19 protein-coding genes and 2 tRNA genes are annotated in these 23595 nt (G+C 31.3%); 16 read left to right on the forward strand and 5 right to left on the reverse strand.

What is annotated here, in order from left to right:
• Position 1: 1 nt before the first annotated feature.
• Positions 2-1633 (reverse strand): sulfatase-like hydrolase/transferase, encoded by a 1632-nt coding sequence (locus E4T88_RS09130; RefSeq protein ID WP_135105132.1) that lies wholly within the window; start codon positions 1631-1633, stop codon positions 2-4.
• Positions 1634-1773: 140 nt separating this feature from the next.
• Here E4T88_RS09130 and corA point away from each other — a divergent pair, with 140 nt between their 5' ends.
• Positions 1774-2850, forward strand: a complete 1077-nt coding sequence (gene corA, locus E4T88_RS09135; protein ID WP_135105133.1) for a magnesium/cobalt transporter CorA — start codon at positions 1774-1776, stop codon at positions 2848-2850.
• A 21-nt stretch (positions 2851-2871) separates the two neighbouring features.
• Complete coding sequence (locus tag E4T88_RS09140) at positions 2872-4023, forward strand: tetratricopeptide repeat protein (protein WP_135105134.1); 1152 nt, start codon at positions 2872-2874, stop codon at positions 4021-4023.
• On the opposite strand, the gene E4T88_RS09145 is transcribed toward E4T88_RS09140, so the two are convergent.
• The gene (locus tag E4T88_RS09145) at positions 4016-4693 is read right to left on the reverse strand and encodes an RluA family pseudouridine synthase (RefSeq protein ID WP_135105285.1); all 678 of its coding nucleotides are present in this window, start codon (positions 4691-4693) and stop codon (positions 4016-4018) included. The two genes, E4T88_RS09140 and E4T88_RS09145, sit on opposite strands and share 8 nt — an antisense overlap.
• Positions 4694-4943: 250 nt before the next feature.
• On the opposite strand from E4T88_RS09145, the gene E4T88_RS09150 reads away from it, so the two are divergent.
• The 7 genes from E4T88_RS09150 (at position 4944) to E4T88_RS09180 (ending at position 10764) form a co-directional block, all read left to right on the forward strand.
• Positions 4944-5549 (forward strand): TetR/AcrR family transcriptional regulator, encoded by a 606-nt coding sequence (locus E4T88_RS09150; protein ID WP_135105135.1) that lies wholly within the window; start codon positions 4944-4946, stop codon positions 5547-5549.
• A 49-nt stretch (positions 5550-5598) separates the two neighbouring features.
• On the forward strand, positions 5599-5925 hold the full coding sequence (locus E4T88_RS09155) for a DMT family transporter (RefSeq protein WP_135105136.1): 327 nt from the start codon (positions 5599-5601) through the stop codon (positions 5923-5925).
• A gap of 266 nt (positions 5926-6191) precedes the next feature.
• Positions 6192-6264: transfer RNA gene (locus tag E4T88_RS09160), tRNA-Phe, on the forward strand.
• A 117-nt stretch (positions 6265-6381) separates the two neighbouring features.
• Positions 6382-7587: a site-specific integrase gene (locus E4T88_RS09165; protein WP_135105137.1), complete on the forward strand. Its 1206-nt coding sequence runs from the start codon at positions 6382-6384 to the stop codon at positions 7585-7587.
• An 83-nt stretch (positions 7588-7670) separates the two neighbouring features.
• Positions 7671-8234, forward strand: a complete 564-nt coding sequence (locus E4T88_RS09170; protein ID WP_135105138.1) for a hypothetical protein — start codon at positions 7671-7673, stop codon at positions 8232-8234.
• Between the two features lie 4 nt (positions 8235-8238).
• Positions 8239-8895, forward strand: coding sequence for a hypothetical protein (locus tag E4T88_RS09175; protein ID WP_135105139.1), 657 nt, complete (start codon positions 8239-8241; stop codon positions 8893-8895).
• Between the two features lie 78 nt (positions 8896-8973).
• Positions 8974-10764 carry a hypothetical protein gene (locus tag E4T88_RS09180; RefSeq protein WP_135105140.1) on the forward strand — a complete coding sequence of 597 codons (1791 nt, stop codon included), beginning with the start codon at positions 8974-8976 and terminating at the stop codon, positions 10762-10764.
• 10 nt (positions 10765-10774) lie between these two features.
• Here E4T88_RS09180 and E4T88_RS09185 read toward each other — a convergent pair whose 3' ends face one another.
• Positions 10775-12664 carry a nuclease-related domain-containing DEAD/DEAH box helicase gene (locus E4T88_RS09185; RefSeq protein ID WP_221411796.1) on the reverse strand — a complete coding sequence of 630 codons (1890 nt, stop codon included), beginning with the start codon at positions 12662-12664 and terminating at the stop codon, positions 10775-10777.
• Between the two features lie 496 nt (positions 12665-13160).
• Between E4T88_RS09185 and E4T88_RS09190 the strand changes: the two genes are divergently transcribed.
• The 7 genes from E4T88_RS09190 (at position 13161) to E4T88_RS09220 (ending at position 20027) form a co-directional block, all read left to right on the forward strand.
• Complete coding sequence (locus E4T88_RS09190; protein ID WP_135105142.1) at positions 13161-15011, forward strand: DEAD/DEAH box helicase; 1851 nt, start codon at positions 13161-13163, stop codon at positions 15009-15011.
• Between the two features lie 358 nt (positions 15012-15369).
• Positions 15370-16689, forward strand: coding sequence for a hypothetical protein (locus E4T88_RS09195; protein ID WP_135105143.1), 1320 nt, complete (start codon positions 15370-15372; stop codon positions 16687-16689).
• Positions 16686-17294: a hypothetical protein gene (locus E4T88_RS09200; RefSeq protein WP_135105144.1), complete on the forward strand. Its 609-nt coding sequence runs from the start codon at positions 16686-16688 to the stop codon at positions 17292-17294. Before E4T88_RS09195 ends, E4T88_RS09200 begins: the two co-directional genes overlap by 4 nt.
• A gap of 698 nt (positions 17295-17992) precedes the next feature.
• Positions 17993-18187, forward strand: coding sequence for a hypothetical protein (locus E4T88_RS09205; RefSeq protein WP_135105145.1), 195 nt, complete (start codon positions 17993-17995; stop codon positions 18185-18187).
• Positions 18188-18207: 20 nt separating this feature from the next.
• A complete protein-coding gene (locus tag E4T88_RS09210) occupies positions 18208-18606 on the forward strand; it encodes a hypothetical protein (protein WP_135105146.1) in 399 nt (132 codons plus the stop codon).
• Positions 18607-18771: 165 nt separating this feature from the next.
• Positions 18772-18883 (forward strand) — tRNA-Phe (locus E4T88_RS09215).
• 337 nt (positions 18884-19220) lie between these two features.
• Positions 19221-20027 (forward strand): hypothetical protein, encoded by an 807-nt coding sequence (locus tag E4T88_RS09220; protein ID WP_135105147.1) that lies wholly within the window; start codon positions 19221-19223, stop codon positions 20025-20027.
• Positions 20028-20111: 84 nt separating this feature from the next.
• On the opposite strand, the gene E4T88_RS09225 is transcribed toward E4T88_RS09220, so the two are convergent.
• Positions 20112-21455 carry a TIGR00341 family protein gene (locus E4T88_RS09225; protein WP_135105148.1) on the reverse strand — a complete coding sequence of 448 codons (1344 nt, stop codon included), beginning with the start codon at positions 21453-21455 and terminating at the stop codon, positions 20112-20114.
• A gap of 213 nt (positions 21456-21668) precedes the next feature.
• Positions 21669-23039 carry a metallophosphoesterase gene (locus E4T88_RS09230; RefSeq protein ID WP_135105149.1) on the reverse strand — a complete coding sequence of 457 codons (1371 nt, stop codon included), beginning with the start codon at positions 23037-23039 and terminating at the stop codon, positions 21669-21671.
• Positions 23040-23595: the final 556 nt, after the last annotated feature.

The following is a 23595-nucleotide window of genomic DNA, read 5'->3' on the forward strand; positions in this document are numbered from 1 at the left end:
TCTATTTCTCAAACTTATCTTTTATGTCTTCATATTTTTTTTCTCCTACATAACGCTCACGAGGAACAAAATGGGTCGAGAATATGCTTTTCGAGTCTTCATAATCAACATAATTTATCCCTGCCAGATCGGATACAGAATAAATAAAGTCTGCTGACGAATAGACTCTGTTTTTGTCAAAGACAAGATCTTTTCTGAATTTTCTGTATGACGGCGATAGCCATACAAGAAAAGGGACTTCGCTCATCGTTGGTGATACTTTTTCATAAGCATGGCCTGCAAAATCTCTGTAATCGTACATTTCCTCTCCGTGGTCGGATAAGTAGATCATGGCTGCATCCTGATGCTGTAATTTTTTTAGAGAACCGATAATGCTGTTTACTATATAGTCGTTATAGAGAACAGAGTTGTCGTAAGCATCTATTGCTTTTTTTGCCTTTTCTTCTCTGTATGGAGTATCTTTCACCAAGCCGTCTTTTTGGTTGTTGAAGAATATGTATTCTTTAGGATATCTGAATTCATAGGCCATGTGGTTGCCTATGAGATGTATGATAATCAATTTATCTTTCTTGTCATTCTTTTCCAGTATTTTATTCAGTATGGGAAGGACGATATCATCGTGTTGCCTGTAAGATGCCAGATTATATCTTTTCTTCGCAAGCGATAGCAGTATGTCGTAGCTTGCCCGCATTTCGTCATTAAATCTCTGATTGCTTATGAGGTATGTTTCGTATCCCGCACGGTTGAATAATTCGTACATAGATGGTTTCTCTGTGAAGTATTCCGAATGATCTACTTCGTTCATCGATAATAAAGAACGAACCACCGGAATTGTATGCACATGTGGAGCTACTACATCATTATATACAACAAGGCTATCTCCGTATTGTGACAACAAGGGATTTGTATTTCTTGGATAGCCGTAGAGAGACATGTGATGTTTGTTCAGTGATTCGCCAATCACCAGTACCATTATCTGAGGAATGGAATCTTTATGGTTGGTCTTTACGTCATAATCTAAGCTTTGACGTGCTTGTATCTCTTTTACTTCATGGGTTGTACGGATTTTGTAGCTGATAAATGTTCTGTAGAAATTGATGAAATATACAGATCGCGATACTCTGCCTATGCCAACAATGGCTATTATTGTTATTATACTTAATATAAACAGCGTTTTATATTCTTTTATTTTGAGCTTTCTGAACGATCGCATTTTACAGATCATCACGATAGGTATCGCAGCGTATACTACAACTCCGGCTATAACCCACATACTCAGATAATGCGCTATAAACTCTTTACTCTCTTCGGGGTTGGTTTCGAATAGACTGGTCACACTGTTTTGCTCAAGCATAACGTGTGCAAACAGTAAGTAGGCCAGATAGATTGATCCCGGAATAATTGAGACAGCCAACATGATAGAGTATATGATCTTTTCAGATCTGGAACTGATAAATAGCGATAAGATCCAGATGGCAGCAAAGAATAAACCACAGACCAAGAAAACAGCAACTTTGTCTAAAAGAGTAAAATTTTGAGCTAAAGGGCACAGTATAGGCAGTAGGAGTAGGATATAAAATAAGAAAAAGAATTGCATTTTCTTTTTCTTTAATATGCTGTATATTTCGTTCATTGGTTACATCACAAGTGTTAATAATTTATCGTCAGTAAATCTGCCTTAGTTTAAATAATACGGATTTAGAGTCGACAAATATAGTATTTTATTCTTACTTTTGATATTGTTTAATATCACTCAAAACATAATTTTGCAGTATGAGTAAACGAACCACCAGAAAATCGAAGAATAAAGTTTCACGAAACAATTATCTATTAACCAAACCCGTATATCTTGGTGATAAGGATATACCGATGTCTATTGAACTCGTTCAATATGATATGACACGTCTGGAGGTTAGGAATATTCAATTGCAAGAATCTATTAAGGATAAGATAGATACAACGAAAGTAAATTGGATAAAGATAACAGGGATATCTGATGCTAATACTGTATACAGAATTTGTAAAGAGCTTGGACTTCATGGTTTTGATATTAAGGACCTTCTGGGAAACAGACAAGTTGTAAAGGCTGTTGGGTATGAAAATATCTCATTTGTTCTGATGCCTCTCTTTTATCAGGTAAAAGAGACTACAGATATTGACGATATGCAGATCGGGTTTATTCTTGGAAAGAACTTTGTTGTTAGTTTTCAGGAGGCAGCAATCCCTGTTTTTGATGATGTAAAAAGAAATATAGAAGAGAATAATGTGGTAGTGCGTCAGAAAGGAGCAGACTTCCTTCTATACATTTTGATGAGTGCCGTGAATCAGGCGAATGTGAATACCGTAATGGATATTGAAGATAGGCTTGCGGATGTAGAAGATCATTTGATAGAAGGAAAAGGATCTATCGATATTCTGCGTTTGATGCACGAATGCCGGGTCGATTATATGCATATAAAGCGTACTATCACTTCTCTGCGCGAAGAATTTGTCAATCTCTTGCATAACAACAATAAGTTGATAGAAGAGGAAAATATTGTTTATTATAATGACTTTGATGATCGTATGCGCTCTATCTTGGGCAACTTAGCTTCTTTCCATGAGTCGCTGACTTCCCTTCTGGACTTGTATTATAATAACAATAACCTAAAGATGAATGATATTATAAAACGATTGACGATAGTGTCTACCATATTTATTCCAATGACATTTATGGTAGGTGTCTGGGGTATGAATTTCAAGTTGATGCCCGAAATGGATTGGAAATATGGTTATCTCGGAGCTTGGATAACTCTTATATTGATTGCGGTTCTTTCTTACCTTTGGATAAGAAGACAGAAATGGTTTTAAGAAAAATAAAGGAAATTAAGTATGAAAAAGAGTATTGTTAAGTTGTTCTTTATCTCGTTTCTAATGTGCTTTTCGGTACAGTCATTGCTCTCTGCACAGCTACAAGTCGTAAAACCAACAGAGGATATAAAATCATTGTTTGATAAAGGACTTTATCAAGAGGTGGTAGAACAATATGCCGCTCAGCCACGCAGCCTTTCGGCCGATAACCTTGCTTATGTAGCAGAGGCTTATTTTTACTTGGACGATCTGATCAATGCGTCGCGATATATAGATTTATCTGTACAGAAGAGTGCAAAATGTGCCCGGGCTTATTATGTGAAAGGATTAGTTCAGAATGCAAATGGCAGTGCAGATGATGCAAAAGGTAGTTTTGAAAAGGCTATCGCTATTTCTCCTGATTTTGCAGATGCATACGTCGGATTAGGTGATGTATTTGTTGCAAAAGAAGATACAGATAAAGCTTTGGAAAACTATAAGAAGGCTACATCATTTAATCCTCCGTCTGAGAAGGCATTCTACATGATAGGAGTAATATATGCAAGCCGAGACGATCTGTCTGATGCATTGAATGTATTTTATACTGCCAAAGACAAAATTGAGAAGGATAAGGAATTGTTGGTTACAGTACTTTATAATATAGCACGAATAGAATATGATTTTGGTAGATATACCAAAGCTGCAGAAGCCTATGAGGAATTAGTCGGCTATCTTCCTGACGATTATTATTCTTATGAAAAGCTGGTTCAGTGTTATGTTAAGCTTGGGGAGTATAACAGGGCGGATGCATATAAGACTAAGCTATATAATGCATATAAAGAAGGCCAGTTGGCTTCGACTACCATCTCTGATAACTTTTGTATAGATCAGTTTAAAGTTGATCCCTTTGATGTATATGCGTACGAACGTTATGAAGAGAGCTCATCTCAGCCTTTCGTTAAAAATATATTCTATGTGATGAATGACTCGGGAGAAGTGGACTCTTCTATTTTCGTTGAATATACACCATCTCTTGATAATCAGTCTGGAGGAGAATACAAAGTTTCTAAAATAAAAGGAGTAACACGTTATATTTACGGACGTACTTTTCCCAAGGGCGTGGAATATACCTCTCTACGTTCATATATAGAGGATGTCATCTCTGGGAAAGAAGTTCCTGTAAGTTCTAACTAATTGCTTTTTCCAGAGCTTGCCAAAGGGTCTCTTTTGGAAGAGGGGCAGTAACCTCAATCCGTTCTTTTGAAACAGGGTGTAGGAAAGATATTTTACGTGCGTGAAGGCTGATGCCTCCATCAGGATTGGACCTGTCGAAGCCGTATTTCAGATCACCTTTTATAGGGCATCCCATTTTAGACAGTTGTACACGTATCTGGTGGTGACGGCCTGTTTCGAGGTCGACTTCAAGTAAATTATATCTGTTGGATCGTGCGATCAACTTATAATGGAGTATGGCTAATTTCGAATTTGGCTTTTCCACATCGTAAGCATACGATTTGTTTTGCTTTTCATTTCTAATTAGATAGTTTCTAAGTGTTCCTTCCGCTTCTTTCGGCATGTTTTTTACTATTGCCCAGTAGGTTTTATCTATCTGTTTGTTTTTGAACATTTCATTCAAACGGCTAAGGGCTTTGCTTGTCTTCGCAAAGATAACAATGCCGCTTACCGGCCTGTCGAGACGGTGTGTTACCCCGCAAAATACATTTCCGGGTTTGTTGTATTTCTCCTTTAGATACTCTTTTACAATTTCTGAAAGTGGCTTATCTCCGGTTTTGTCTCCTTGTACAATCTCAGATACTGTTTTATTGATGATAATGATATGGTTGTCTTCGTATAATACAGTCATTTTTCTCGATGCCTTTGTTATATTTCGATCTAAATAAAGAAAGGGCAAAGGTAAGAACTTTTCATCGTTTTTGTATCTATTGTCATCTTTATCCCGTGCTGCTCTATTATGGTTCACTTAATTGGATTCTTCTCTCGTTGCTTTACGATTGGTTTATAAAGACTATTATTCTATAAATTTTCTATAATTATACATTCGATCTTGTCTGATTTGGTATAAAAATATATCTTTGTTGAATGATTGTTCAATTATGGTGTCAGAAGAATTAATATTAGAAAGAACATTTGAGCTGTTGCTCTTGAAAGGCTTTGATGCTGTGTCAATATCTGATATACAGCAAGCGACTGGTCTGTCCAGAGGTCTTCTGTATCATTATTACAAGAATAAAGAGGATCTGTTTATACAGGTTACTGAAAAGTATTTTATAAGAATATTTGATTTTGAAGTTCGACGCACCGCAAATTACACAGTTTTCGAATTTGTTGATTTTATGTGCAAGCGTTTTAAGAAGATCGCTAGAATAGTCTCTGATATTGTTGGCGAAGCATCTAAGAATACAAATGTGTCGATGCTCAACTATCATTTTCTTTTCTATCAAGTGATGCAACGTGATGCCATATTTAGAAATAAATATCAGGCTACAATCGAAAAAGAAAAAATCGGGTGGGAGAGTGCGCTGAGAAATAGTGTATCGAAGAAAGAGATAAAGCAGGATACAGATATTGAAGTTTCAGCGATGCAATTGTTCACCCTGACTGATGGTATTTGGTTTCAAAGTATTTTCAGTACAGATGGAAATTCGATCGTTCAGAATCTGGAAAAGGCTTTATTACATTATATTTTTTTATTGAAGTAGTATTATTTTTTTAATATATTGAACGTTTGTTCAGTTAGTGTATAGTATTATGGGATGGATTTATTTATTATTAGCGAGTTTGTTTGAGGTTGGGTTTACATTTTGCATATCAAAAGCAAAAGAGGCAATTGCTCCTCATTCCTATTACTGGTATATTGGTTTTGGTATTTGTCTTGCTTTGGGTATGTATTTGTTGATAAAAGCTGTTCAAACAATACCAATGGGTACAGCTTATGCTATATTTACAGGCATTGGTGCAGTTGGTACTGTATTGTTAGGTATTTTGGTATTTAAAGAGCCTTCTAGCTTTTGGCGGTTATTCTTTATTTTTACGCTTGTCTGTTCAATTATTGGATTGAAAGTAGTATCGAATTAAGACCGATATTTTTGTTTTTATGTAAAGCGAATCAGCTTTCGTGCCTGAATACGATTTTATATGAAAAATATCACCTGTTTTTTTAAAATATTTTTCAGCCGACTTTATTTAGTCTATAGATTCTGATAATGAGGCTAAAAAGCTCAATAATTAGGCTGGTTGCAGCTTGCAGGGCTCTATGAATTGTGAAAATATTATCAAATTAGTTCGTATAATTTTTGGAGAATATAAATTATGTACTATCTTTGCACACGCAAAACGGTTAAGGTGCCATAGCTCAGTTGGTAGAGCAAAGGACTGAAAATCCTTGTGTCCCCGGTTCGATTCCTGGTGGCACCACTTAGTAAAAAGCTGTAATTCATTGAATTATGGCTTTTTCGTTTAATATAACTTCCCTATCTTTTATATACGGAAATACACTGTTTTACATAGGTTGTGTAAACCGATGTGTAAACCATGAGTGCGACAATTGATGTGATTTGTTATAAATCTAAAGTGTTGAAAAACAATGAGAATCCTTTAATGCTAAGAGTAACGAAAGACCGAAAAAGACGATATTTAAGCCTTGGAATTTCAATAAATCCAGAGTATTGGGATTTTACCAAAAACAAGCCAAAACGTAACTGTCCTAATAAAGAGCAAATATCAACCCTTATTTCAGATAAAACGAAAGAATACAGAGAACAGATAATTGATTATAAGTCTACAAATAAGGAGTTTACCGCTAAATCATTAATTGATAAAGTACATAATCCTATAATCAAGAAAACAGTAAAAGAAGCATTTGAAGACCAGATAGAGCGGTTATTCAAAGAAAAACGGCGTGGATATGCCTTATCTCATTTACAAGTCTTAAATTCATTATTAGAGTATAATACGCATCTTGATATTTACTTTTCGGATATGGATGTTTCTTGGCTAAAGAAGTATGAAACTTGGTTACGAAGCAACAATATATCAACAAACACGATAGGCATCCGATTTAGGACTTTGAGAGCCGTTTACAATGCAGCGATTAAAGAGAACATTGCCAAAGCGGAACACTATCCATTTAAGGAATATAATGTTTCTAAACTAAAGCAGGAAACTGTAAAGCGTTCTATTTCAAAAGGTAATGTTATTTCTGTTATAAATTACCCTTATGATGGTAATAACATATATGAAATGCTTGCTATTGAATTATTTACATTCTCTTATTTAATGGCAGGGATAAACTTTGTTGATATGGCTTATTTAACCAGAGATAATATAATTGAGGATAGATTAATATACTTCCGAAGAAAGACAAATAAGTTGATAAAAACGCCATTACAGTATAAAGCAATGGAGATCATCAATAAATATTCTAATTTCGAGAATCCTTATCTATTCCCGATTTTAAACAGTTTCCATAAAACAGAGCAACAAAAAGTAAATCGAGTTCATAAGGTAATTACTAAAGTAAATAAACGGTTAAAAGACATTGGTAAAGAATTGAATATCCCAATTGACTTAACAACATATGTGGCTCGCCATTCGTTTGCAACTGTTTTAAAACGTTCTGGTGTAAATACTTCTATTATATCTGAATCATTAGGTCATAGTTCGGAAAAAATAACGCAAATCTACTTAGATAGCTTTGAAAATAGTCAGATTGATGAAGCAATGAAAAACTTGTTGTAATTGTTAAAAAATACCTCTTTGTATTTATAAGAGGTATTTCGTTTTTTACTAAATTGCACTCGTTAAATAAGCTTGTTTACATCATGGGGTTGGAAATTACAGATAAGGATGTTTTTTTAGCATTTTTAGAAAGCGGAAAGATTATTAGAAAAAAAACGCTTGAAGAAATTAATCGAGTTTTATATGTTAAGTATCGTATTTTTAAAAAGTATAGTCATACTTATAAAAGTAATTCTGGAAATGAAACTAATTGGTATTGTTATACCATTATAGATGAGAATGGGCTTCCTACAATTCTCAAAATAGGAAATTTTGAAATCACTCATATTGATAACGATAGAGGTTGTACAAATTTTTTTGGAAGAAATGTGGAAATACGTGATTCATTAAGAAATAAATCATATTCATATGAATCACTTCAGAATAATGATTTGTTTTTAATAGAAGAATTAGTTCCATTATTAGAAAAACTAAATAGACTTGGCTGTTGGGAGACTTATGAATTATCCCTTAATCTAGAGGAGATCAATGCTTCTTATAAAAACTTAGAAGATCGTTACAATAAGCTATACGAAGAATATGAAGAGTTGAAACAAACTCATAAGAAATTAAAGAGCGAGATAAATAAAATATTAAAAAAAAACTGACTATATGGCATACTGGACAAAAGATCAACTTTCAAAAATTGCAAAATTAAAAGAATACGAATTTGTCGAATCTGAGAAAGAAGGAGATAAATACAAAGAGGTTAAAAAATACGGAATTGCGAAGGAAACCCCATTTTTAAAAGACGTAATCAATGAAGGTTATTTTCACGTAAATAATAAAATAGCTAACCTACAAAGGGGATATTATTATTTCATTGATATAAAGCCTAAGACAAGTGAATTTAAGTCACAGAATAAAACAGTCAATATCGCTTATGCTCTATATAAAGAAAACAAAGCAGACACATATGGAAATACAGTTTTTCAAATAAATGTAAATAGTCTAATAGATGGAACTTCCAACCCTTTATTTGACAATGAATCATTTAAAAACATCTCTGATCTAATAGGTAAACTAATACATATTACCCAAATCAAGGAAGGCGGAAAAGATACAAATTCTCGTCATACAACATTTACAGGAATAAGTATACCTACTACTCCCGAAGAACTCGCAGAGTATAATATACCTCTAACAGAAGAAGATATCGCAAACGACTATCTTTTAGCAGAATGGGAATTTGAACAGAATCAACAGACTGATTATCAATCTCAATATGAAGGTTTCGAATATTGGGATGAGTCAATGTATATGGATTGATATTTTTATATAACAATAACTAAAGGACAATTTATATTTTTGTGTATGATATAAAATATATCTTGTCCTTTTTCTATTATGGCTAAAAAAGAAACAATATATATAAACAAAGGAGAATATTTAAAAGGCTCTATCCCTGCAAATGCAGTTATTTATAAAAAGATAACAGGAATAGGTGCAACCACACTTGAAATAGAATCAAACCGTAATTCAATCATAATAGAACCAAATACACCTGTTATAGAAGGCAAAATTGGAAAACATAATACTTTATTCGGAGTATTTGAGGGCATACAGACAAACCATATAATTGACTATCTACAAAATAATACAATTACTTATAAAAAGATAATGACTACCCCTGAATCATTCGGAAAGGTCAAAAGGGCATTTTCATTGTTAAATATAGATATGTACAATGATTATTTCTTATTGTATGATGAAGCACACAAACTTACATCTGAATTAGATTTCAGAGAAACAATAACCCTACCCATACAGGACTTTTGGAAATTTAAAAACCGTTCCTTAATATCCGCTACACTTACCAATTTCAATTCATACCCTATATTCAAAAAGTATAATTTTAAAGAAGTAATAGTAGAACCTAAATACTATCACGCTTTAAAAGTAAATCTCTATTCAACCAACAATATATTGCAGGATATTCACCATTTTATTAATAATATATCAGATAAAGAAGATAGCCGAATATGTTTCTTTATCAATTCGATAGATATAATAATTGCTATTGTCAACGCATTGAATATTAAAGAACAATCAAATATATATTGTTCTAATCAGAGTATTGAGAAACTAACTAGAAAAGGATTTTCAAATATTTTTACTAAAATATCAGACCTCAATAAATACAATTTCTATACAAGCCGTTTTTATTCAGCCGTTGATATTATAACAGATTATAAACCTCATGTTATTGTTATATCCGATGCTATAAAAGCACCTCAAACAATGATTGAGCCTTTATTAGAATCCCGACAAATTGCTGGAAGATTCAGAAATGGTATAACATCATTTACCCATATTGCAGGATTGGATAAAACCATACAGGCTAAAAAATATAAAGAATTGCAAGAATATTTGGAAGAACAACGCAAAGCTTATATTCAGCTAAAGACGATCTATAATTCAGCCACAGAGAATGGAGTTAAACAAGTAATGAAAGAAGCCTTAGAACGTATTGAAATAAGTAAATATTTAGAAGAAGATAATTCTTTCAATTATTTTATGACTGAAAACCTTTTAGATGCAGAAGCCACAAAATCAAGATATAAAACATGGCAGGACTTTATTTTGTCTTACTCTTTTGATGAAGAATTTTTTGAAATTGAAAATCAGTATAATAATTCCTATGATTGGGAAACCGACAAACTAAAGATATCCTCTAAAAATGACAGGCTATTGCGTAAAGAGATAGTTGATATATTTTTCAGTCTGGAATTGGATAAAAGAATAGAAACCGAAGAACAAAAAGCAATATTTGAAGAATTGAAGCGCAAAGACGAATTTATAGTTGAAATATGTCAAAACTTTGATAAGGAATTTATTATTGATAAAGAGTATAAGAAACAATCTCTAACACTTGCATTAATAAAGAAAAAGACCGATGAAAAAAGGCTTAGTTTTCCTGTAATAGAAGCTGTATTACAATCTTTTAAAATTGGTATTGCCTATACTGAAAAAGAAATAACAGATACCCTTAATAAAATCTATACTATTTTAGAAATCAATAAAAAGATAAGAGCAACCGATATAAAAGACTACTTTGAAACTACACCCCGAAGAACCATAAAACGCAAAAATCAATTTGAAAAAGGTTATAAGCTACTTAAAGCAAAATATATATAGATGGTATAACTTATAGAACAATCACATAAGGTAAACTTTTCATATATAAATCAAATCGTATATTGCCTATATTCAATATGATCAAATTGTTAATACAACGTGTGAATCCAGTATATGTAAGCTCATAATTTGTTTCAAAATCTTCTGTGATTATAAAAAACAAAGAATCAATCTCCCATCCTTTAAAGCTATGAACTGTTGATAATTTAGTTAATCCTGAGTTCATCCAGAAATGAATTTTCTTATTCTTTCTTATTCTTTCAAAATATTTCTTATTATTATTTGATTTTTTTATTCTTTCATCATATTGTTCTTTGGTTTCGGACATTATATATGTTTTCTCTTTAGTATTATCCCTAAATAAGAAATCTAATTCTCGAATTAAATCTATAGAAGAAGAGAGAATGCAAATATCATTCGGATGGATTCGGTTCGTTTTAGAAAATTGTATAATTGTTTTTATGATATCATCAAAATATCGTCCTTCTAAATATTTATAGTAAATATTGTCATTTATTCGTCTTTGAATATTCTCAGTATTATCAAATATATCAACATCATGTTTTTCTTTCATGAAAGTATTCTGAAAGTTCGAGGCATAAGCTGTTAATATTGGTGTTAATCGAAAAGACTGATTTAATTCATTCCATCGCCCTGGGCTATCTGGTATTTGAATACTTTTCTTATTAGAAGAATCAAGAGAAACTCTATTATAAATGTCTTGTTTACTATCTCCAAATACAACAAATTCTCCATCTTGAGCCAAAAAATATTTTTTAACAATTCTCAACCACTCTGTTTGAAAATCTTGTACTTCATCTATTAAAATAGTCGAATATTTATTAATTCTTTCTATATGTTTTTCAAATAGTTTTATATTTCCATAATAATTTTGATTGAAGAATTGCTCTTTAAATATTGATGACATACAATCAAAATCCTTCGGTATCATAAATTCTATACCAAGATTATTCATTATAGAATTTATAAAATCATGATAATTTAAAATGTGAAAACTTTCCCAATGAAAATTCTCTCGGACATCGCTTAATTTCTCGTGGATGTAATTTCTGAGAGAAATATTATATGTTAGGATCAAAATCGTTTCATTTTTTCTAATGTGAGCGTTTATAGCTCTTTTTGCTAAAACTAAAGTTTTTCCAGAGCCCGCTATTCCTCTTATTTTTTGTTCCCCATCTTTACTTATAATTAATTCTTTTTGTTTAGTCGTATATCTTATATCCTTGCCATCTTCAATCGAATGAAATGAAGGTTTAAGATATCTCTTAAAACTTCTATATAATTCTAAATCAAAATATCGTGATTTTCTACTTATCCATGTTTTATTAAGTAAGCTATTAAAGAAACTATCTTTGAGATCATCTTTGCCTATTATACTTACATTTTTATCTATAAAATCTTTATACTTTTGAAGTTCGATTTGACATTCTGTATCATTTATATTTAAGCCTCTTTGTCTTTCATGAAATGGAGCAAAAATAAAGTTATAAATATCATTGTGATTTTCATTATAAAAGAAAACAGCACAATTAACAATAAGCCAATATTTGTAATCTTTTAATTTTAAGTCAAGTAAACTCTGAATATGTAGGTCATATAGGTTTTCTTTATATTTTAGAACTTGAGAAATCGGAGATTTTATATAGGCATTATTATATGAAACATGCCATTTGTCTTTATATTTAATGTGGTAACTATTCAAATCCCAATCTTTAACCTCTATTATCAAAATACCCCCTCCTTTTCTCATAACTATAATATCAGGACAATCACCATTTAAAAAGGGTTGAAAGAATATCTCATATTCATCATTTAAAATATCCAATAAAAAATCAATTATTCTTTTTTCACCTTCTGTTGGAGGTACTTTTAAAGTCATAATAATATCATATTGGGGATACAGAATTGCCATAGTATTATATTTAAGTACTGCAAGTTATGAAAAATAATGTTATCATAATCTTATACTTTTATAATTATTTTCTTTTTGTATAAAGAAATTAGACATGATATTATTCTGTCGGATTTGTTTAAGAGGACAATATATTATTCTTTTTAAATATAAAAATATAAATTGTCCCTATTTTTCAAGATACCCCTATTTCACTATGTTTGCAGTGCGAAATTCAGTAAATTTGTATATCAAATAAGGGAAAAATCTACATATCCCAAAGTATTTATGATCTTATCTTATCTACTTTTGCATTAATAATTTTCCTTAAAATCAGATTTTTAGACACAGCATATTGATAATAGACAGGCTATAAAAAGTCTGTCTATTATTTTGCCTTTGTCTTCCTATTTTTCAGATGCTCTCAATGTGATATTGAGAAACACAGCCAGATTAAATTCTTTAATCTATTTATTTAATTAATATGCAAAGTCAAAAATCAAATGAAGAACCAATCACACTAAAACTAACAGATTACATAGATAAGGCTTTTAAAGTATTACCAGAAAATGCATTCATACACAAAGGGCGTTGTGGCATTGGTGGCACACATCTAGAGTTAAAGACTGACAGAAATTCTATTCTTATTGTGCCTATTAAAAGTATTATTACAGATAAAATCAACTCAACAGATGAATACGGAGAATTAGAATATCCAGACTTATTTTTTGTAAAAGGTGGAGTCAAAACGAAGGATATAGAAGAATATTTACTAAAAGGTATACCATTCAAAAAAATCATTGTTACTCCTGACAGCTTACATAAGATAATAGAAGCAGCCGAAAACGTAGAAATAATAAATAAATTATACTCTGATTTTTACCTAATTCTTGACGAAGCACATTCTGTTATAACTGAATATTTTAGAGAAAGCATGATTGATGCTTTTGAACTTCTATTCAATTTTAAAAACAAAATTATTATATCAGCTACCCCTTATTACTTTTCAGACCCCCGAATGGAAGAATTCAACTATTACAGGATCAAGTTTGATGAACCTATAGACAATATTACAATTATAAATACAAGAAGCATAAGAGCATGTGTAAATGCGTTTCTAACAGGAGAAATGAATACAAAAGGAAATCTGCATATATTTTATAATTCAGTAACCGAAATTGCAGAAGCTATTGAACTAGCAGAACTTAAAGACTGTAATGTACATTGTGCCGATAAAGAAGAGAATCTGGAAAAAGTATATCAATTTTTCAAACAGCAACCAATTAAAGGAGAATATAAAAAAGTGAATTTCTATACTACAAGTCATTTTGAGGGATGGAATCTGGAAGATATTAACCCTACGATCATTTTAGTAACAGATGTAAATAAACCACATACAAAGGTTGGTATCTCTAATAAAGGAGTTCAAGCAGTTGGCAGACAAAGAATCAAGGAGAACCGCCCTGAAACAAAGCCTTTTGCAATCTATCACATTACTAATCACAGAAACAGACTAACATTTAAAACATTGGAAGAATTTAAAGACGAATATTTATTTGATGCAAATTGGGATATGGAAGAATATAACCGCTATCTCGATGCTTGTAAAGCGAATAACAGAGAACCCAACAAAGACAAAACCGAATTTGTAAAAAGATACACAACATTAGATAAAGGAACAGGATATGCGAAATTATGTTATCAGAAAACAGACCAGTTTATTAATGAATCTGCCTGTAATGAGGAATTTAATCATATTGACTACATACAGCAAGCTTGGGAAAACTCAGGATTTCAAACAGATGTATTGGAGCACAAACAAATATTAGAAAAGGCAATACAACGTAAAACCAAGAAATCTGTTCAAGAAATACTATCAGATTTTGAAATCTTAGACCCCGAAAACCGTAAAAATCAATTTATTATTTTCGCAGACCAAGCTCTTGATAAACTAATAAATACACAGCCTACTTTATACAAAGCCTACCAGATGTTAACCAAAGAAGAAATAAATTCTACTGATTATAAAATGGATGAAATAAAGAAACTACTAATCTTAAAAGATAATAAAGATTCTGAAATGAAAGTTTTAAAACTTTTACCTCTCACCTTTTCTGTTGGTAACCGCTATACTAAAGACTATATAAAAGCTAAATTACAAGATATATATAATAAAGCAGGCTACAAGAAAAATGCCACAGCAGAACAACTTAAAAATTCTGATTGGTATGATACCAAACCTTGCAAAGTCAAAGATAAAGAGGGAAAAGATAAAAACGGTTTTGAAATTCTACGAATGAATTTTAAACTGAGAGTATCGACAAGACAGGATTGATTCTTACTTAAAAATTAGGATTCTCAAATTTCTCAAAAATATTATTTATCTCTCTTATAGAGGGAATAGTCAATAAGAATAAAAAAGGAGAAGTCTATTTTTTGATATTAAGATTTATATATTCTCTGAAAATTTTGTTTACTGCAGCTGATTATTAAAGTGAAAGGACAAATTTTTATTTTACAAGTAAATATAATTTGATATTGTCCTTTAGTGATAAAGCCATTGACATTAAATTGTTAGTGGCTTTTCTGTAAATAATTTAAAATGATAAAAACTGTCATCAAATTGGAAGATGTTTAAAATTAATTATCTTTACTCAATAAATCAATACTTATATATTTTATTTAAATAACTTATGCATTTAATAATACGAAATGTTGGTCCAATTAAGAATGTTGATATTAATTTGAATAAAATAAACATTATTATTGGACCTCAAAGCAGTGGAAAAAGTACTATAAATAAAATAGCATGTTATTTATCATGGGTTGAAAAGAAAATATGTGTTGATCAATCTTTTGATTTTTTTTACTCACAAAATGTTTTTCTACAAAATTTAGAGGTTTTTCATAATCTAGAAGATTATGTAAATGAAAAGAGCTATATAAAGTATGTTAGTGATGTTTTATCAATTGAATTTAATGCATCTGAGAGTTCAATTCCTAAATTCTCATGGAACAATAGATATGAGTATAAACGTCCAAAAATTTCATATATTCCAGCAGAGAGAAATGTGGTATCTGTTATTCCGAATTGGATTGAAGTAACCTTGCCAAAGAATAATATAAAAAATTATATGACAGATTGGAATGAAGCTAGATATATATATGATAAAGAGCATCCTTTGTTTATAGAAAGTTTAGATATTGAATACTATTATGATAATGATTTGAAGAATGACTTCATAACCATTTTAGAGGATAATGATAAAAAGAAAATAAAATTAACAACAGCCTCTAGTGGAACTCAGTCTTTAATCCCTATTTATGTTCTGATTGGCTACTTTCTAAAAACAATCAATAACACAGAAGAACTAGGAAGTATAAAAGAAGACTCTGCCAATAAGGAGCTAGAGTCTAAATTGACAAATTATCTTATTGATAAAGAAGTTGGAAATTCAGTGGATACTTGGATAAGAAAAATAGACGAATTCATTAAACAAGTTGAATCACTATCTGAGGAAGCAAATCTAAAGAAGAAAAACTCGAAGTTAAAAAAGATCATAAAAAGTCCTATAGGTAAATTTGTGTCGGAAGCTAGTGAGTTAAGAAATAACTATCTAAAGAACAATCATCTAAAATTATTTTTAGAAGAGCCAGAGAGTAATTTATTCCCATCTACTCAACAACAACTCCTTTATTATCTAGTTGAGCAATCAAATACAATTGAAGATTCAATATTAATGATCACAACCCATAGTCCATTTATTCTATATGCATTAAATAATTGTATTTTAGGGGGACAATTAAAAGATATAACTACAAAGAATAAATCTTTCCATAGCTATAAATCTTGGATAGATCCAGACAAAGTTTCAATATGGGAGATATATGACGGTCAATTAAAGGATATAAAAGACTCTGAACAAAAAGTCATTGGACAACATTACTTTAATGATATAATGGGGGATACGTTGAAAGAGTATAGCAATATTCTCAAGTGTTTTAAAAAATGAAGACTAAGATAGAACGATTACTTTACGGTGGAAGAAATCCAGCTTCGAAATGTCATATTGTTAATATTATTGATACAGAGTATATTTATATTGCAGATTATGCAAACTATAATAATGGCAATGTAATTATTACTTCTAATAAACCAGAGATATCTGCAGTTACTCTAGACAATAGTTTATCAAGAATAGAAGTTTACTATGATGCATTTCTGAATAATGCTTTTAAGATTAGTCGATCTAAATGTGAATCTCAATGTGAATGTGTTTTATTCCCTTCTGAGATGAAAGAAGAAAACTGGATATTATTTATTGAAACAAAATATACAGATAATAGAAACAATGCTCTACGATATCCTTTACAAGCAACAGATCAGATAGGAAAGACAGCCCTATTTTTTAGAAACAAAGGAATAATAAGTTCTGATAAAATAGTTATAGGAATAATAAGTTTTCCCAAAATAGCGGGTCCTTTTGATAATATGTATTGGACTACAGATAGTTCAGCTCTTTTAAAAAAAACAGAGTATGCTAGAGTACATAATATACATATTGAAATAAGTAATACAGTAACATTAGAATCTCCTCATGAATTAACTATCCCATAATTTTATCTAAAAAAAACAAAATAAATGCTTTTTCCTTATTTATATAATATGTGTATATTTTATACCTGATAAAATTCCATCTCTCCTAAATAGAAAATAATCTCATATACATAAACACCACTTTAGCGCCCCAAAAGACCCCCGCAAAGTTCGATAAGAAAAAGAATGCTTTAAAAACATACAACGGTACTGTAAAAAACAATCGGAGTCCCAAGAAAAAATCTATTCCCGTGAAAACCGATTTAATTAAAGTTCAATATATAATTTATTGATTATACATTTAATCAGATTGTTTTACCGATAAAGCAGTATGAAAATAAATACTTCTTTTTCAAAAATTCTCAATCCAACTATTTGTAACTGAAACGCTTTTATTTAACTTTGTCCCAACTCCTATTTATCAAAGTGTTGATATTGGAGAGACATATTAGTGAAAGCATAAAAGCATTATTCTTGATTTGAAAATCTCGACAATTTTTAGCCATCAGGGAATAATAGCAACTCGCTTTCATGTCATTTGGAATGTATAAACCTATTTGGTATTATATAAGATAATGGCATGAGGCGGTTGTCTATTTATCTTGAATGGCAGGGAGTCGAGACCCTTCAAATCAGGTATTTGGCAATCGTTCTCATGCTTTTTATTTTATTTAATCGTCTTTTAAGAGGACAGAAAGACATAAACAAATTTATTTACTATGGGAGAAAAAAAGACAAACCTACCTCTTACTATTATTGGAGCTATTGCAGTTCCATTGATTCTATTATTCGTGGTTATTGATATTGCCAATGATTTAAGAAACAGTAACCCTTATGGCAATAGTGTAATGTTCGCTTGGATAATTTACATTATTGTAATTGCAGTATTTGAATATTATTGGCTAAACAGATAACAACTAATTTATTAAAAGAAATGAAACAGATTAAATTTATTACGGTATTACTCCTATTCGCAACTATGGTATTTAATATTACAGCTTGCAGCAGTGATAATGAAGACGGCACAAAAGAGGATAATTCAATTATAGGCAAATGGAAAGTAATGGGAGAAGGGCATACTGATACATATGAAATAATTGAGTATAAATCTAATGGGACGTTTGAGTATTTCTATACAAAAGATAGTTATAGTGAAACAGGTAAATATAAAATAGAATCGGATAAATTATATCTAATCTGGGATGAAGATGATGTTCAAGATTGGGATATTTATAAAATACATGAATTAAACTCGATTAGTTTAATTATAGAAGGATATGACATTAAGGGAAATTTAAAGGGGTATAATGAAAGCTTCCAGAGAATAAAATAATAAGGTTGTAACAACGGTAAGCATGAAATATTGTTTACCGTTTTAGTTTAGAAATAATTAAAATTAGTATTAATCAAGTAACTTGTGTAAACCAGTGTGTAAACCGAGTATAATGAAAGATAGAATAATATTCGAAATAAGAGGTTGAATAACACGCAAAACGGTGGTGTATAGCTCAGTTGGAGCATTGAAAGCGAAGGCTTGCCGAGCTTTTAATGCAGGATAGAGCAAAGGACTGAAAATCCTTGTGTCCCCGGTTCGATTCCTGGTGGCACCACGTTAAAAAAGACAGTTACAATTTGTAGCTGTCTTTTTTTATTGTCAAAAAGGTGTTTTTTTAAGGGTGTAAGTTAAACCAACAATAGGATGACAGACGACAGAAAGTACCGTATGTTTGTTCTCAGAGATTTTTTTAGTGCAAGGATATGAATTTCTGGATTATTAGAGTTAAGCTACGAGTAATTTGTTGTAAAAATAAAATAATAGTTTTCCTCAGATAAAATAGATTAGTATTTTTACATATTACTCTATTAATAATTTGGACTATGAGGAAAGTTATTATTATGTTTTTACTGTGCTCATCCTTTAACTATTCATATTCTCAGTTTAATATATTGGAAGAAGCATACAAAAAAAAGTCAGAAAAGAAGCTTGAAGATTTCTTGGATCATTGGCGAAAAGATATTTTGCCAATTTCAGATAAAGAATATCAAGCCTTATTGACTACAGAGAAAGCTGTATATGATGTGTTTTATGCTTTTTATAATCCAATAGACTTGCAAAGAATTGGAAGTTCTGAGTGGGGAGATACTATATATCAGAACACAAAATATATAATCATTCAGCATAATCTTCAGTATAGAGTTCAAAATAAAGTATTTTATACTGAAGACGAGAAAATAATAATTTACAAAAAGCTATTGAAAAAGGAAGGACAAGATGGTATTGACAGTTTAAATCTACAAAAGATACCTGCTTTTGCAGAAGAAAGATTAATGAAAGAATTATTAGACAAAGATATCATAAGCACTGATACTATTACTAATTTTAGACCGAATATTTCTTTTAGAGGTAAAGAAGTTGTATATCTAAGTCCTTCATACAATATAGAATTAACAACGTTTTTAGGCACTCGTATTAAGAAGAATAAAGAAGCTCTTAATTATTTATATTATTTGTCGGACAAAGAGGTAGCTAAAAGACAATGTTTTCTTGAAAAAAAGATAAAAATATGGAGAGGACACTGGGGAGCATATTGGCAGCTTTTGACATACCCACAAGTGTATACTATAGTCTTTGATAAAGAAATGAACTATGCTAAATTATTCTTTAGACTTGTTTATCAAGGAGGAGAGGCTTATCTGAAAAAAGAGAATGGTAGATGGAATCTAATATCTTCTAAATTAACATGGATAGAATAATAATAGCGATAGATACTTTCTATTGTATAAAAATATAGATAATATTGAAAACCAATATAATCTAGAAAATAATATAATTAATGACTACCTCCCTATGTCAAAATACACCTTGACCTCTTTTTTATTTAATCTTTTCATTAGCCAATTCTTTATCTTTTCCTGTTCATTTTTCGAAAGGGTGTTCTTCGATGTAATCGTAAATATACCTGTTTTTTCGCGAGATAAAGTATCGCTTTGTTGATAAATATATGCATCAGAATATGAACAACTCTCTATCTGGGGATATAGAGGAGCCAATTCAGATAATAATTGCTTCCCTATGAAATATTGATTCTGTACACTATCTATTTTGTGTCTATAGCTAGTGACTTCCAAATTAAGAAGGGCTATTTGTTGTCTTAACCTTTCTTCTTCCGATTGTGCTTTTAAGCGATCTTTAGCCATGTCATTATCTATAGCCAGTCCTTGCTCAATTGTTATTTTAGCATCAATTAAAGAGAATAAATTAGCCTGATCAATAATTGCTTTTTTATCATCTTCCGTCAATGATGATCCGCCATATACTAAATTAATTTCTTTTTTATTGGCACTAATCTCATTGTTGAGCAGGTAATTTCCTTTATATATTCCAACGTAACGTGTATATTTTTCTGCATTTGCCCTGAATTTCTCATTCTGAGACATGCGATAGCCTAAATAGATGCTAGGTAATATGATTATGATTAGAATGATAGATAATGCTTGATTAATACGCTTCTTTTTAGTTTCACTTATATTGATATCTCTGATTGGAAATTTCAGCATTTGAGAAATCAAAACCGAAGCATAAGCAATACAGACAGTATTGATGGTAAATAAATAAAACGCTCCGTAGAAGAAAGAGAACTGAAAAGTTGCCAAACCATATCCTGCTGTGCACAGAGGAGGCATCAAGGCTGTTGCAATAGCTACGCCGGGTATGACATTTCCTTTTTGCTTACTGCTGATTGCGATTATACCTGCAAATCCACCAAATAGAGCAATCAGCACATCGTAAATAGTCGGGCTGGTACGAGCTAGCAATTCGGAGTGGGCTGTATGAACAGGTGTAATCGTAAAATATATAGTTGAGGCTATTATACTCGCTAATACTGCAAATCCAAAGTTTTTTAAAGACTGGCGAAGCAGGCCAAAGTCGTGAATAGCGATACTATAGCCCATTCCGTTAATCGGCCCCATCAATGGAGAAATAAGCATGGCACCTATTATTACTGCCGTTGAATTGGTGTTAAGCCCCACTGATGCTATAATAATAGCACAAACTAATATCCAGATGTTGGTTCCCTTAAAAGAAATTCCTTGTGTTATGGAATTGTGTATTTCTTCAAAATCTTCTGTCTGCTTTTGTAAGCTGACATAGGTAAGTATCTTTCTAATTGAATTGTACATAATGCATATTATTAGATTTTACTTCTTGTCACCCTATTTTATTTTTACCGAAAAGATACTTCTTTTTTGATTAATTATATATTTTTTTACCCTAATTTTTTATTGCGGCTTTCTATTCTTTATTTATTACAAAGAATTAAATATCAGTCCCGATGACATTTTTCTTTTGAGAGAAATTGCCATCGGGACAATAGAACTTTAAGATCGAGGATATTATAAATCTATTTCTTTTTTCTCATTTAAGACATGCTTTCCATAACGATATTGGTACAATCCCACTTCTATTTTTGTTTTGTCAGATTTCACAGGAGCAATCACTATAAAGTTCATCTTTTTCGCATCTTGGTCAATCACTTCGTTTTTGTCTCGGGTCTTTTGGTCTTCCCATGTTCCCGAGTTTGCATATATACAAGGTTGCTTGTCCAGATTAGTATAGGATTTTATCATCGGGATATGAGTGTGTCCAAAGATGACAATACGAACGTTAGATAGAGCATTCCTAAAATACTGCACATCTGCTTGCTTGTCGATAAATTCTGTTCTCAGACTACCTACTATTGCTTCGTTGATATCTGTCATAACAATAGCATTGTTGTATTTTAATCGACGATTCCAATTGGTTTGTGTAAACAAGTTATTGTATAACTTCATTTGGATACTTCCATCAGTTGTGCTGTTATATGGCAGAATGTCGTTTATCGAATAAGTCTTTGTGTAGTTACCTACATTTGTTTCAATAATGGGGTCACTGAAATTGTCCTTCACATAAATAAGTCCTTCCATTACTTCCTTCCACAGGTTATAATAAATGAATTTACTTTCTTGTTCGGCATTACCTGGGTTATTTTGTACTACTTCAGGAACTTTGGTTGCTGCTTCCGGAGTAGTGGGGTCAGTAAACGAGTTAGCTGCAATACGAGCAAAGAAATAACCCGGAGGTAAAGTTGCACCCGGAGCTTCGCTCTCATTCGCATTTGGTGTTATCGCATTAAAGAAATCGTACCGATGGCTGTGCTCTATCGCTATCTGAGGATAACCTTCGGGATGATAAGTTCCTATTCCATATTTAGCTCCTGCATCGCGAGCTTGGTTCACTCCCGGCATTGCAATATCGATATTTTCTGCCGTGAATCCCATGTCGTGATTACCCGGAATATAGGTGAGTTTTATCTTACCATCTTTAATTATTCCGTTCAAAATATCAAAAACATTCTTATTTGCTGCTACAGACTTTCTTATAAAGTCGGCCTGCGAACCACCACCATAAGGATTTACACGTGTAGGAATATACCATTCGTCCAGTATATCGCCATTAAGAACAAGTTCTTTGATAGTCGTTGACGACCTTACTTCAGTTAAGAATTCTTCTAAACGTTTGAGGTGTTTCACATTTTCTGAGTAAGACAAATCATTTCCTAGATGCAAGTCGCTAATAACGACAATCTTGTTTCGTCCGTTGATATTCCCGTTGCTGATACTGTCAAATGGATTTGAGGTAATCTCTTCGTCAGTATTATTGCATGAAACCAAACTAAAGGGAAAGGTTACTGCAATAAGTAAAAGTAAATAATAAATTTTTTTCATCGTATAATAAATATTAGTGATAATTTTTTTAAGCAGTTTAATTCATTCGGGTGTTTTCTAATATCGATTCTCTCTAATTTACGTATTGCTGGTATACCGAATATATGCTATTGACACGGAGTAGCAACACACAATTGGATATGCAAATCTATGCAATATCAAAACTTGCGATGTTTCATATTTACAAAACTGCTGTCTTATATTTACAAATTTTATAGTTTAGTTTTGCTGATTTGCAATATTAAAATTCCTTAATGAGCTCTGTATTTAGATAATATTAAATCTATATTCCCTACAGGAAGCTATTTTGTGAAAATTACAGTTGAAGATATTCCCGATAACATATTTTGTGTTTTTAACGAAATTTCTCTTTCAATATCCTATAATTATTAGTTTTGTTGGCATGAAAAGTTAAAATTAAAACTTACTTTTGCAGAAGAAAGGTCCAAAAAGTATTTTGAAGACGAGACTATTTAAATTACCAGACCTGTAATATTTCAAATTTGCTTACATTATTAAGATCTCTTTTTTACAATTAGAGTAAAAAGAAGATCTG

The sequence above is a fragment of the Dysgonomonas mossii genome (assembly GCF_004569505.1).
GTDB lineage: Bacteria > Bacteroidota > Bacteroidia > Bacteroidales > Dysgonomonadaceae > Dysgonomonas.